We start from the raw sequence: 12,291 nt of genomic DNA on the forward strand, positions 1-12,291 counted from the left end.
TCGCCACAAACAGCCCGCTCCACACAAAAGACCGGGTCACCACAAAAAAGCCCGCTCGCCACAATAATTGGGCTACACCCAGCACAAAAAAACGGCCCTTTAAGGGCCGTTTTTCATGCTGCCAGGTAAAGCCTCAATTCACCGAGAGGATCGGGCTACCCAACTTCTCCAGCAACGTCGCCTGCGCGCTGCGCGGGTTCTGGTTGCCGGTTGGCGTGTTGCGCACGTAGCGGCCGTCCGATTGCAGGCTCCAGCTGTGGGTGTTGTCGGTGAGGTAGCTTTCCAGCTCCTTCTTGACCCGCATGATCAGCTTCTTGCCTTCTACCGGGAAACACGTCTCCACACGCTTGTCGAGGTTGCGCTCCATCCAGTCGGCGCTGGAGAGGAACATCTGCTCCTCGCCGCCGTTGAGGAAGTAGAAAACGCGAGTGTGCTCCAGGAAGCGGCCGATGATCGAGCGCACATGGATGTTGTGCGAGACGCCGGCGATGCCCGGGCGCAGGCAGCACATGCCACGCACCACCAGGTCAATGCGCACGCCGGACTGGCTGGCCTTGTACAGCGCGCGGATGATCTTCGGATCGGTCAGCGAGTTGAACTTGGCAATGATGTGCGCCGGCTTGCCGTCGAGGGCGAACTGGGTCTCGCGGGCAATCATGTCGAGCATGCCCTTCTTGAGGGTGAACGGCGCGTGCAGCAGCTTCTTCATGCGCAGCGTCTTGCCCATGCCGATCAACTGGCTGAACAACTTGCCGACGTCTTCGCACAAGGCGTCGTCGGAGGTCAGCAGGCTGTAGTCGGTGTAGAGCTTGGCGTTGCCGGCGTGATAGTTGCCGGTGCCCAAGTGAGCGTAGCGCACGATCTCACCGGCTTCACGGCGCAGGATCAGCATCATCTTGGCGTGGGTCTTGAAGCCCACCACGCCGTAGATCACCACCGCGCCGGCGGCCTGCAGGCGGCTGGCCAGTTGCAGGTTGGATTCTTCGTCGAACCGCGCACGCAGCTCGATCACCGCGGTGACTTCCTTGCCGTTACGCGCCGCGTCGACCAACGCATCGACAATCTCCGAGTTGGCGCCGGAGCGGTACAGGGTCTGGCGTACGGCCAAGACATGCGGGTCCTTGGCGGCCTGGCGCAGCAGGTCGACCACCGGGGTGAAGGACTCGAAGGGGTGCAGCAGCAGGATGTCCTGCTTGCTGATCACGCTGAAAATGTTTTCGCTGTTTTGCAGCAGTTTCGGGATCTGCGGGGTGAACGGCGTGTATTGCAGCTCCGGATGGCTGTCCAGGCCGGTGATGCTGAACAGGCGCGTCAGGTTTACCGGACCGTTGACCTGATACAGCTCGGTCTCGCCCAGGTTGAACTGCTTGAGCAGGTAGTCCGACAGGTGCTTGGGGCAGGTATCGGCCACTTCCAGGCGCACCGCGTCGCCGTAGCGCCGCGAGAACAGCTCGCCACGCAGGGCGCGCGCCAAGTCTTCGACGTCTTCGGAGTCCAGCGCCAGGTCGGCGTTACGGGTCAGGCGGAACTGGTAGCAGCCCTTGACCTTCATGCCCTGGAACAGGTCATCGGCGTGAGCGTGGATCATCGACGAAAGGAATACATAGTTATCGCCAGGCCCACCCACCTCTTCCGGTACCTTGATGATCCGTGGCAGCAAGCGCGGCGCCGGGATAATCGCCAGGCCCGAATCGCGACCGAAGGCGTCGATACCTTCGAGCTCGACGATGAAGTTCAGGCTCTTGTTCACCAGCAACGGGAACGGGTGCGTCGGGTCGAGGCCGATCGGGGTGATGATCGGCGCGATTTCGTCGCGGAAGTAACGGCGCACCCAGGTCTTGATCTTGGTGGTCCAGTGACGACGACGAATGAAGCGGACCTGATGCTTTTCCAGTTCCGGCAGCAGGATGTCGTTGAGGATCGCGTACTGGCGGTCCACATGGCCGTGCACCAGCTCGCTGATGCGCGCCAGCGCCTGGTGCGGCTGCAGGCCGTCGGCGCCGGCTTGTTCACGGGCGAAGGTGATCTGCTTCTTGAGGCCGGCGACGCGGATTTCGAAGAACTCGTCCAGGTTGCTGGAGAAGATCAGCAGGAATTTAAGCCGTTCCAGCAACGGGTAGGACTCATCCAGCGCCTGCTCCAGCACGCGGATATTGAATTGCAGTTGTGACAGCTCGCGGTGGATGTACAGGCTGCTGTCATCCAGGTTGGTCACCGCGACCACCGGCGCCGGCACAGGCGGCTCGGCCACCACGGCAGGCGCGGCCGGCTCCAGCTCCGGCGGGGTCTCGGTGACTTGTTCCACCACCGGGTGAGCGTCTTTTACGGCAACTTCGGAGAGTCCTTCGGTATTCATCGAGTGTTCCTGTGAGGGCTATTGTTGCTCTCTAAGCAATTGGGCAGCGCGGGCGGCGAAGTAGGTCAGGATGCCATCGGCGCCAGCGCGTTTAAAGGCAGTCAGGGATTCAAGGATCACCCCTTCACTCAACCAGCCATTCTGGATCGCGGCCATGTGCATGGCGTATTCACCGCTGACCTGATAGACAAAGGTCGGCACTTTGAATTCCTCTTTGACCCGGTAAAGGATGTCCAGGTAAGGCATCCCGGGCTTGACCATCACCATGTCGGCACCTTCGGCCAGGTCAGCGGCCACCTCGTGCAGGGCTTCGTGGCTGTTGGCCGGGTCCATCTGGTACGAGGCCTTGTCGGCCTTGCCCAGGTTCAGCGCCGAGCCCACCGCATCGCGGAACGGGCCGTAATAGGCACTGGCATACTTGGCCGAGTAGGCCATGATCCGCACGTTGACGTGGCCCGCCAGTTCCAGGGCTTCGCGAATCGCCTGGATGCGGCCGTCCATCATGTCTGACGGCGCCACCACCTGGGCGCCCGCTGCGGCGTGGGACAAGGCCTGCTTGACCAGCGCGTCGACGGTAATGTCGTTTTGAACATAGCCGTCTTCGTCGAGAATGCCATCCTGGCCGTGGGTGGTGAACGGGTCCAACGCCACGTCGGTGATCACCCCCAACTCCGGGAAACGCTCGCGCAGAGCGCGGGTGGCGCGCTGGGCGATGCCTTGCGGGTTCCAGGCTTCGGCAGCATCCAGCGACTTGAGCCCAGGCGGCGTGACCGGAAACAGCGCCAGCGCCGGAATCCCCAGTTCAACCCAGTTCGCCGCCTCGATCAGCAACTGATCAATGGTCAAGCGCTCTACACCCGGCATCGACGCCACCGCTTCCCGACGATTGTCACCGTCCAGCACAAACACCGGCAGGATCAGATCATTCGTGGTCAGTACGTTTTCACGAACCAGACGACGAGAAAAATCATCACGGCGATTGCGGCGCAGGCGGGTGGCAGGGAACAGGCGATTGGCAGGGGTAAAGCTCACGACAGACTCCTGAGCCCGTGTTTACGGGCGAGCGTTGCAGTTATAAGCGGCCATTATGACGAAGGAATGACAGTTGTGCTTATCGATGCGACCTGTAGTCGCATTCGTCGTTTATGTAGGAATTGTTCACTTCGTGACACATCTCGATACTTTCATGAATGTTCGCGAAGGCGTAGGCTGCGCGTTCATTTCGCCAGCACCCAGACCATGCTTCAACAATTTCTGCATGACTTCGGCTACTTTGCCCTCTTCCTAGGCACGTTCTTCGAAGGCGAGACCATCCTGGTTCTCGCAGGCTTCCTGGCGTTCCGTGGATACATGGATATCAACCTGGTGGTCGTGGTTGCCTTCTGCGGCAGCTACGCCGGCGACCAGTTGTGGTATTTCCTTGGGCGCAAGCACGGCCGCAAACTGTTGGCGCGCAAGCCGCGCTGGCAATTGATGGGCGACAAGGCCCTGGAGCATATCCGCAAGCATCCGGATATCTGGGTGCTGAGCTTCCGTTTTGTCTACGGGTTGCGCACGGTGATGCCGGTGGCGATCGGTCTTTCGGGCTATCCGCCGGCGCGCTACTTGATCCTCAACGGCATCGGCGCCGCGATCTGGGCTGCCGCCCTGGGGGCTGCGGCCTACCACTTCGGCGCAGTGCTGGAAGGCATGCTCGGCAGCGTCAAGAAGTACGAGCTGTGGGTGCTGGGCGCCTTGCTGCTGCTGGGCTTCGGCCTGTGGCTACGCCGCCGCTTCAAGAACGCACGGATTGCGCGCCAGGCGTGTGAGGATGCCAAGGCCCGGCTCGCCGCCGAGCCGGTCCCCGTCGAGACGCCTAAGACACCAGTCGAGTAAGCCGGCTTCTGCAGCAGTAGAGGCCGATCACGCTGAGCAGGCTGTAACTCGCCAGCCCCAGCCAGCCCAAGCTGCTGGCCGGCCATAGCCCGACCAGCGGCGCCAGCCACACCAGTGGCACATTCAGCGCCAGGCGCACCAGTTCAGCCTTCAGCGCCCACGGGCGATTCTCCAGGGCGACGCCCAGGGTAAACAGTCCCAACGCCATCGCGCCCCAGCCCAGCACCAACGCCTGCGTGGGCAGCCCTTCGCCGAAATTCATCAGATAGCTGCCAAAGCCCACATACGCCGCAAACTGCAGGGCGACGTACACCTGCTGGCGCGCGTCCAGCGGTACCTCGAATTTGCGGAGCTGGGCGAGGTCCGGCTTGGCCAACGGATACTTCGCTTTCACATCCGCCGGCCGCCAGCCGGTGCGCATGAACCAGATACGCAGCTTGTCCCACGCGCTCTCGGTGCGCCGCGCATCACTCCACAACTGTGCATAAAACTGCAGGTTGGCCCACAGCGGATTCCAGCTGGCCAGGGGTGTGGTGACGCCAAAGATCACCGGCTCGTTGTCGTCCTCTTCCTGAAAGCTGCCGAACAGCCGGTCCCAAATAATGAACACCCCGCCGTAGTTGCGATCCATGTAGAGAGCGTTCTGTGCATGGTGGGCCCGATGATTGGACGGCGTGACGAAGAACCATTCGAACCAGCCAAGCTTGGGCACATGGCGGGTGTGCACCCAGAATTGGTACAGCAGGTTGAGCGACGCCACGCTGATAAACACCACCAGCGGCACGCCGAGCACGGCCAGGGGGAGATAGAAGATCCAGCTCAGCAGAAAGCCGGTGCTGGTCTGGCGCAAGGCCGTGGTGAGGTTGTAGTCCTCGCTCTGGTGATGCACCGAATGCGCGGCCCAGAGGATGTTGCGCTCATGGCCGCAGCGGTGCAGCCAGTAGTAGCAGAAGTCGTAGAAGACGAAGGCGAATACCCAGGTCCAGACGCTGTGGGCCGACAGCTCGATCACGGCCAGGTGCTTGAGTGCAAACGCGTAGGTCAACAGCCCTACGCCCTTGGTGAGCAGGCCCGTGGTGGTGGACAACACGCCGGTGCTGAGGCTGTTGATGGCATCTGCCACACGGTAGTTGCGCTGCCCGCGCCAACGGTCGGCGAGCAGCTCCACCACGATCAAGGCAATGAAAAACGGTACCGCGTAAGGCACGAAGTCCATGGTCTGGTCCGGTCTATTTTTGTTACATCAAGATTAGGTGCAGCGGCGCGAGATCCCATTGGCAACAGATGACAAATTAGTAGACATTTAACGCCAAGACCCCAGGAGAAATGCCCATGAGCAAAAAGATTGCAGTGATCCTTTCCGGCTGCGGCGTGTATGACGGCGCAGAGATCCACGAAAGCGTGATCACCCTGCTGCGCCTGGACCAGCGCGGCGCTCAGGTCCAATGTTTTGCCCCGGATATTGCGCAACTGCATGTGATCAACCACCTCACCGGTGAAGAGATGCCCGAATCACGCAATGTACTGGTGGAATCTGCCCGAATAGCCCGGGGCGAGGTGAAGGACATTCGCGACGCCAACGCCGACGAGTTCGACGCGTTGATCGTGCCCGGCGGATTTGGCGCGGCGAAAAACCTGTCGAACTTTGCCGTCGAAGGCGCCGGTTGCAGCGTCAACCCACAGGTGCTGGAGCTGGCCGAAGCCTTTGCCGAAGCGGGCAAGCCGGTGGGGCTGATCTGCATCTCCCCTGCCCTGGCCGCGAAGATCTACGGCCCTGGCGTGACCTGCACCATCGGTAACGACGCCGACACCGCCGCCGCCCTCGACAAGATGGGCGCCACCCATCACGAATGCACGGTGGAAGACATCGTCGAGGACAAGGCGCGCAAGCTGGTGAGCACACCGGCGTACATGCTGGGCAAGAACATCAGCGAGGTGGCCTCAGGCATCAACAAACTGGTGGATCGCGTGCTGGAGCTGACGCACGAGAACGACTGACTCGTTAATTGTGGCAAGCAGCTCGTTGTCCGTGGCGAGCGGGCTTGCCCCGCGTTGGGGCGCGCAGCGGCCCCAGTGGGGCACCGCGGTCATTCAGCACAACGGGGTGACTGGTTTCAGGGCGGCTTCGCCACCCAACGCGGGGCAAGCCCGCTCGCCACAGAAAACAAGCCCGTTTGCCACAAGGGGCGTCAGGCCTGGCGCATCAGCCGCGTCAGGAGGCGATCCAGCGCATTGGCAAACGCCTGCTTGTCCTTCTCCCCGTGGGGCGGTGGACCGCCGCCCATCTGGCCTTGCTCACGCAGATCAGTGAACAGGTTCCGCACCGCCAAGCGTTCACTCATGTTCGCCGGGCTGAACTCCTTGCCGCGCGGGTCCAGAGCCGTGACGCCCTTTTTCACCAACCGGTCGGCCAGGGGCACGTCGCTGCAGATCACCAGTTCACCGGGCACCGCGTGCTCCACCAGGTAGTCATCGGCCGCGTCCGGGCCGCTGGGCACCACGATCAATTTCACGCAAGCAAAGCTTGGCTTGATCTGGCTCTGCCCGGCCACCAGCACCACCTCGAACTGACGCTTTAAAGCGAACTTCACCACCTGGTCCTTGGCCGCCCGCGGACAGGCATCTGCATCGATCCAGACACGCATGCCTATGCCACCACTCGGCGCTTTTCGGCCAGGCGGCTGCGGCCGTACAGCACCGCAATCGCCAGGATTGCCACAGCCTGCGCACCCAGCGAGTACGCATCGGCGTGGATGCCCAGCCAGTCAAAGTCAAAGAACGCCACCGGCCGCGTGCCGAAGATGCCCGCTTCCTGCAACGCCTTCACGCCGTGCCCGGCAAACACCACCGACAGCGCGCACAGCAGCGCCGCGTTGATACCGAAGAACAGCGCCAGCGGCAACTTGGCCGAGCCGCGCAGGATCACCCAGGCCAGGCCCACCAACAGCACCAGCGCCGTGGCGCCACCCGCCAGCACGGCGTTGTGCCCAGCCGGGCCGGCCTGCAGCCACAGGGTTTCGTAGAACAGGATCACTTCGAACAGCTCGCGGTACACCGAGAAGAACGCCAGCATCGCGAAGCCGAAACGCCCGCCACCGCCGACCAGGCTGCTCTTGATGTAGTCCTGCCAGGCCGCTGCGTGGCGCCGGTCGTGCATCCACACGCCAAGCCACAGCACCATCACGCTGGCAAACAGCGCCGTGCAGCCTTCAAGCAATTCACGCTGGGCGCCGCTCACATCAATCACATACGCGGCCAGCGCCCAGGTGGCCAAGCCAGCCAACAGCGCCAGGCCCCAACCGACGTTGACGCTGCGCACCGCCGATTGCTGGCCGGTGTTACGCAGGAACGCGAGGATCGCGGCCAGCACCAGAATCGCTTCCAACCCTTCACGCAGCAGGATCAGCAAACCGGAGATGTAGCTCAACGACCAACTCAGGCCATCGCTGCCGAGCAGACCGGCAGACTCCGTGAGCTTGCCCTTGGCCACGTCCAGGCGCTGTTGCACCTGCTCGATCGGCAAACCGTCCTGCAGCGACTGCCGATAGGCCATCAGGGCCTTCTCGGTGTCCTTGCGCACGTTGGCGTCGACGTTATCCAGCGAACTCTCCACCAGCTCGAAGCCTTCCAGGTACGCGGCTACCGACAGGTCGTAGGCCTGGTCATGGTCGCCGTTGCGGAAGGCAGCGAGGCTCTTGTCCAGGGTCGCGGCGGTGTAGTCGAGCAACTGCGCCGGGCCCCGCTTGACCTGCGGCGGCTGCGCACGCTGGGCGCGGAAGGTCGCGGCAGCAGCTGGGCCGTTGGCGGCCAGCACTTCATTGGGGGTCTGGCGGGCCAGGTCGGCGAGGTTGAACGGTTGCTCGGTTTTCGCCGCAGCCGGATCGGCGGTAAAGCCGGCGATGTAGGTCGCCAGGTCCCAGCGCTGGCGATCATCCAATTGGTCGGCGAAAGACGGCATATCCGTGCCTTCGACGCCCAGGCCGAGGGTGTTGTAGATCGCGTAGAGGCTCAGGCGATCCAGGCGCGCGGCATCGCGCAGGTTGGCCGGCGGTGGCGTCATGCCCACGCTGGCCGGGCCATCACCGGCGCCGGCCGTGCCATGGCACACCGAGCAATGCTGCGCGTACAGCGGTGCGCCGCGCGTGGGGTCGGGCGTGATCGCCGGCGCCTGGCTGACTTCATACGCCACCGCCAACTGGGCACCGAGCTGGCGCGCCTGGCGTGCAACTGCGCCGCCACCCTGGCGGGCGGTTACCGCGGCCAGGAGTTCATCGACACCCTTTACCAGCGCCGCGCGTTCCGGGCGCTGCGGCAACTCTGCGACCAGGCCCTGCAACACGCCGAGAAATTCCAGCTGCTCACTGTATTCGGACTCATCGATGACCTTGCCCGCCTCCACCGTCGGTGGGTAGTCGGCGCCAATGTAGTCCAGCAAATGCAGGGCCTGGGGGGCGCCCTCGGCAGTCGCGGCCAACAGGTTGAAGCTGCACGACATCAGCGCCGGCAACAGCAGCCAGGCGAGAAAACGGAAGGGGGCAGTCATGAATGAATCTCAAAGGGAAATACGAAGTAACACATTGTTAAGCCTTAAAGGATTTGACTCAAGGCGTTAGTGATTTGTCGTTTGCGAGGGCGGGAAATTTCAGCGGCGCAGTAGTGGCATCCGCGTCGAATCATTCAAAGCAAAAAGCCATTGTTTTGCCAGTAATGGCGCTTATAATGCCGCGCCCTGTTAGTGCGAAAGGGAATTTCGTTCCTCGTTTTTATGAGGAATCATCACATCAGCTGAACACTTTCAGGGAAGAAGTTGCATGGCATTTCGCGCCTTACCTCCGCTCGCGCTCGTGGCGGTGACCTTGCTGTCCGGTTGTTCGATGTTCCGCAGCTACGACACCGAGCTGCAAGCCACCAACCAGCAATTGGCCACTGGCAACGTCGACGGCGCCCTGACGCTGCTGGAAAAGAACAACAGCGGCGACGACAAGGACCTGCTGTATTTCTTCGAGAAAGGCGAGTTGCTGCGGGCCAAGGGCGACATCACCGGCAGCCAGACCGCCTGGCGCAGCGCCGACCTGCAAGTCTACAAGTGGGAAGAGTCGGTCAAGTTCGACAGCGAAAAGTACCTCTCCCAGTTCGGCAGCTTCCTGGTCAACGACAAGGTGCGTCGCTACGAAGGCTATGACTACGAAAAGGTCATGCTGACCACGCAGATGGCTCTGAACCTGCTGGCCCTGAACGACTTCGACGGCGCACGCACCGAAATCAAGAAGACCCACGAGCGCGAAGCCGTGATCGCTGACCTGCGCGACAAGGAATACCTCAAGCGCGAAGACGAAGCCCAGCGCGAAGGCGTAACCACCCAGATGAAAGACCTGCGCGGCTACCCGGTGGAGTCCCTCGACGCGCCGGAAGTGGTCGGCCTGAAAAACAGCTACCAGAGTGCGTTCAGCCATTACCTGGCCGGCTTCGTCTACGAAGCCCTGGGTGAAAAAGACCTGGCCGCGCCCGGCTATCGCAAGGCCGCCGAGCTGCGCCCCAACACCAAGCTGCTGGAACAAGCCTTGCTGGACCTGGACAAATCCAAAGTCGGCGCCGACGAAACCGACGTGCTGATCGTGGTCCAGAGCGGCCTGGCACCCGCGCGCGACTCGATTCGCCTGCCGCTGCCGATCCCGATCAATGGCAACCTGGTGATCACCCCGCTGTCGTTCCCGGTAATCAAGGCTGACACCTCCACGGCGACCTTCGCCCAGATCGGCATCGACGGCCAGCAGCAGAACCTCACCGCGCTCAACAGCACCACCGCCATGTCCCGCCGTGCGCTGCGCGATGACATGCCCGGCATTATCCTGCGCACCACCGTGCGGGCCGTCACCCGTGGCGTGGCGCAAAACAACCTGAACAAGACCAACCCGATGGCGGGCCTGGTGCTGGGTATTGCCTCGGCCGTGACCGAAGGCGCCGACACCCGCACCTGGCGCACCCTGCCGGACATGACCCAAGTCACTCGCCTGCGCCTCAAGCATGGCGAACACCAGGTCAGCCTGCCCAACGCCCTGGGCGGCACGCTGGTGACGGTCAAGGCCGACCAGCGTTACCAGGTGATAACACTGCGCGTGGTCGGCAACCAGGTGTTCGCCGGCGGGCTTGCGGCCCATGTGGTGCCGAGCACGCCGCCCCAGGCCATTGCCACCCTCAAACAACCTTAAGGAGCACGCTATGCGTCATTTCATCCTCGGCGCCCTGGCGCTGGTCCTGCTCGCCGGCTGCGCCACCCCGCCGCCGCCGGAGCCTGGCAGCGCCGCGAGCAAAATCGTGGTGATGGGCAAGTTCAAGGGCATCGCCGTCGGCGCCATTCGCGTCGCGCGCGAGAATGGCTTCCTCACCGCCAAGGTGCAGTTGAGCAACATCACCAGCAGCAACCAGATGATGTATTACCGCTTCGCCTGGCTGGGCGCCGATGGCTTCCCGGTGGGCGACGAAGAAACCTGGAAAGTGCTGAACCTGTACGCCAACCAGGCAACCTTCCTGCCGGCCATCGCCAATTTGCCCCAGGCCGCTGACTTCCGTCTCGAAGTCAAAACCCCTTGAGCCGTCCACCCTTTTTGAGAGATTTCCCCATGTTTGCACGCTTCTCGATCCTCGCCGTGGTGGCCGTCCTGGCCAGCGGTTGCGCCAACACCTCGCCGGTACTGGGCGGCAAGAACATCAGCTACGGCGACACCAAGGCCGTGGAACTGGTGACCAACGAGTTCGGCTCCACCGACCTGCAGATGATCGCCGAAAGCATGACTCGCTCCCTGGCCCAGTCCGGCATCCTGCAGGGCCGCCCGGTGGTGCAGGTGTATGACGTGAAGAACAAGACCAGCGAATACATCGACACCCGCGAGATCACCACGTCGATCAAGACCCAGCTGATGAAAACCGGCACCGCGCGCTTCGCCAGCGACAACACCGACATGCAAAGCCAGGTCGACCAGCTCAAGCTGCAGAACCAGAGCGGCCTGTACAAGAAGTCCACCGTGAGCAAGACCGGCAACATGGTCGCCGCCAAGTACCGCCTGGAAGGCTCGATCAGCTCCATCGTCAAGCGCAGCTCGGACTACAAGGACGTGTTCTACAAGTTCAGCCTGCAGTTGATCGACGTCGAGAGCGGCCTGGCCGAATGGATGGACGAAAAAGAAATCCGCAAGACTACGGAGCGCTAAGCAATGCGTGCATGGATCGGCATGATCGGCCTGCTGTGCGCCTTTGGCGCCTCGGCCGCCCCGAAGATCGCGGTGACCGACCTGGCCTATGAGGCGCGGGTCGAGGAATACATTCACCAGGTGTCGGCCAATAACAACTTCCAGGCCAGCGCTTACCACGCCAGCGGGTCCTCGAACTACAGCGAGTACGAAAGCCGTACCAGCTACATCGAGCAGACCGAGCTGCACAAGTTCAGCGGTGATATCAAGGGCGAGATCCTCAAGTCCCGGCAGTTCCAGTTAGTGCAGGGCACGCCCTACACCGCTGACGCCAAGGGTGACGTCTACGACGTGATCAAGCGCATCAAGGCCGGTCACTTCAAGGGCGCGGACTATGTGCTGTTCGGCACGCTGTCGGACATCGACTTTACCCAGGACATCAACGCCCTGGACCACACCAACAGTTACTCGGCGGTGCTGGGCCTGACGCTGGTGGCGGATTTCAGCCTGATCAACACGCGCACCTACGAGATCACCTCGGCGTTCACCGCCATGGGCGAAGGCCAGGACACCAAGCTGGTCAACAACCGTGACGTACGCGTCAGCCTGAACCGACCACGCGTGGTTAAAGAGGTGTCGAAAGCCTTGGGTGAGGATGTTGCGCGGCAGCTGGCCGAACAACTGGGTGGTGGTTATCAGGAACAACCTGGGCAGCCGGCATTGCGCAATAACCTGCCACGGGATGAAGCGCCGAAGATCCTGCGCTGAATAAAAATCCCGCTACCGACATAAAACCAATGTGGGAGCGGGCTTGCTCGCGAATGCGGTGGATCAGTCAATACATCTGGTGACTGACACTGCGCATTCGCGAGC

At 62.3% G+C, this 12,291-nt stretch carries 11 protein-coding genes; 6 read left to right on the plus strand and 5 right to left on the minus strand.

Going from position 1 to position 12,291, the window contains the following annotated elements; genetic code table 11:
- Positions 1 to 133 precede the first annotated feature (133 nt).
- Positions 134 to 2,356 (minus strand): polyphosphate kinase 1, encoded by a 2,223-nt coding sequence (gene ppk1 / locus QMX97_RS17235; protein WP_065902381.1) that lies wholly within the window; start codon positions 2,354 to 2,356, stop codon positions 134 to 136.
- An 18-nt stretch (positions 2,357 to 2,374) separates the two neighbouring features.
- Positions 2,375 to 3,388, minus strand: a complete 1,014-nt coding sequence (gene hemB, locus QMX97_RS17240; protein WP_120450458.1) for a porphobilinogen synthase — start codon at positions 3,386 to 3,388, stop codon at positions 2,375 to 2,377.
- A 207-nt stretch (positions 3,389 to 3,595) separates the two neighbouring features.
- Between hemB and QMX97_RS17245 the strand changes: the two genes are divergently transcribed.
- Entirely contained in the window at positions 3,596 to 4,231 is a 636-nt protein-coding gene (locus QMX97_RS17245) for a DedA family protein (RefSeq protein ID WP_282397306.1), read from the plus strand.
- On the opposite strand, the gene QMX97_RS17250 is transcribed toward QMX97_RS17245, so the two are convergent.
- Positions 4,212 to 5,447: a sterol desaturase family protein gene (locus QMX97_RS17250; RefSeq protein WP_282397307.1), complete on the minus strand. Its 1,236-nt coding sequence runs from the start codon at positions 5,445 to 5,447 to the stop codon at positions 4,212 to 4,214. The two genes, QMX97_RS17245 and QMX97_RS17250, sit on opposite strands and share 20 nt — an antisense overlap.
- A 116-nt stretch (positions 5,448 to 5,563) precedes the next feature.
- Here QMX97_RS17250 and elbB point away from each other — a divergent pair, with 116 nt between their 5' ends.
- On the plus strand, positions 5,564 to 6,229 hold the full coding sequence (gene elbB / locus QMX97_RS17255; RefSeq protein WP_106802322.1) for an isoprenoid biosynthesis glyoxalase ElbB: 666 nt from the start codon (positions 5,564 to 5,566) through the stop codon (positions 6,227 to 6,229).
- Between the two features lie 191 nt (positions 6,230 to 6,420).
- On the opposite strand, the gene QMX97_RS17260 is transcribed toward elbB, so the two are convergent.
- The gene (locus QMX97_RS17260) at positions 6,421 to 6,876 is read right to left on the minus strand and encodes a YaiI/YqxD family protein (protein ID WP_065902390.1); all 456 of its coding nucleotides are present in this window, start codon (positions 6,874 to 6,876) and stop codon (positions 6,421 to 6,423) included.
- 2 nt (positions 6,877 to 6,878) lie between these two features.
- Positions 6,879 to 8,774: an FTR1 family protein gene (locus QMX97_RS17265; RefSeq protein WP_282397308.1), complete on the minus strand. Its 1,896-nt coding sequence runs from the start codon at positions 8,772 to 8,774 to the stop codon at positions 6,879 to 6,881.
- Positions 8,775 to 9,042: 268 nt separating this feature from the next.
- On the opposite strand from QMX97_RS17265, the gene QMX97_RS17270 reads away from it, so the two are divergent.
- Genes QMX97_RS17270 through QMX97_RS17285 form a run of 4 tightly spaced genes read left to right on the plus strand, consistent with a single transcriptional unit; the run spans position 9,043 to position 12,186 of the window.
- On the plus strand, positions 9,043 to 10,440 hold the full coding sequence (locus tag QMX97_RS17270) for a hypothetical protein (RefSeq protein WP_065902394.1): 1,398 nt from the start codon (positions 9,043 to 9,045) through the stop codon (positions 10,438 to 10,440).
- A gap of 10 nt (positions 10,441 to 10,450) precedes the next feature.
- Positions 10,451 to 10,822 carry a YcfL family protein gene (locus QMX97_RS17275; protein WP_008439304.1) on the plus strand — a complete coding sequence of 124 codons (372 nt, stop codon included), beginning with the start codon at positions 10,451 to 10,453 and terminating at the stop codon, positions 10,820 to 10,822.
- Positions 10,823 to 10,851: 29 nt separating this feature from the next.
- Positions 10,852 to 11,439 (plus strand): penicillin-binding protein activator LpoB, encoded by a 588-nt coding sequence (gene lpoB, locus QMX97_RS17280; RefSeq protein ID WP_015886479.1) that lies wholly within the window; start codon positions 10,852 to 10,854, stop codon positions 11,437 to 11,439.
- A gap of 3 nt (positions 11,440 to 11,442) precedes the next feature.
- A complete protein-coding gene (locus QMX97_RS17285; RefSeq protein ID WP_282397309.1) occupies positions 11,443 to 12,186 on the plus strand; it encodes a penicillin-binding protein activator LpoB in 744 nt (247 codons plus the stop codon).
- Positions 12,187 to 12,291 lie beyond the last annotated feature (105 nt).

This window comes from Pseudomonas sp. PS01298 (assembly GCF_029959745.1).
GTDB classification, from domain to species: Bacteria; Pseudomonadota; Gammaproteobacteria; order Pseudomonadales; family Pseudomonadaceae; genus Aquipseudomonas; species Aquipseudomonas aylmerensis.

What these genes read in the sequence shown, in the direction of transcription:
- ppk1 (WP_065902381.1), bottom strand. Translation starts at nt 2,356, where the DNA reads ATGAATACCGAAGGACTCTCCGAAGTTGCCGTAAAAGACGCTCACCCG.
- QMX97_RS17245 (WP_282397306.1), top strand. Translation starts at nt 3,596, where the DNA reads ATGCTTCAACAATTTCTGCATGACTTCGGCTACTTTGCCCTCTTCCTA.
- QMX97_RS17250 (WP_282397307.1), bottom strand. Translation starts at nt 5,447, where the DNA reads ATGGACTTCGTGCCTTACGCGGTACCGTTTTTCATTGCCTTGATCGTG.
- elbB (WP_106802322.1), top strand. Translation starts at nt 5,564, where the DNA reads ATGAGCAAAAAGATTGCAGTGATCCTTTCCGGCTGCGGCGTGTATGAC.
- QMX97_RS17260 (WP_065902390.1), bottom strand. Translation starts at nt 6,876, where the DNA reads ATGCGTGTCTGGATCGATGCAGATGCCTGTCCGCGGGCGGCCAAGGAC.
- QMX97_RS17265 (WP_282397308.1), bottom strand. Translation starts at nt 8,774, where the DNA reads ATGACTGCCCCCTTCCGTTTTCTCGCCTGGCTGCTGTTGCCGGCGCTG.
- QMX97_RS17270 (WP_065902394.1), top strand. Translation starts at nt 9,043, where the DNA reads ATGGCATTTCGCGCCTTACCTCCGCTCGCGCTCGTGGCGGTGACCTTG.
- QMX97_RS17275 (WP_008439304.1), top strand. Translation starts at nt 10,451, where the DNA reads ATGCGTCATTTCATCCTCGGCGCCCTGGCGCTGGTCCTGCTCGCCGGC.
- lpoB (WP_015886479.1), top strand. Translation starts at nt 10,852, where the DNA reads ATGTTTGCACGCTTCTCGATCCTCGCCGTGGTGGCCGTCCTGGCCAGC.
- QMX97_RS17285 (WP_282397309.1), top strand. Translation starts at nt 11,443, where the DNA reads ATGCGTGCATGGATCGGCATGATCGGCCTGCTGTGCGCCTTTGGCGCC.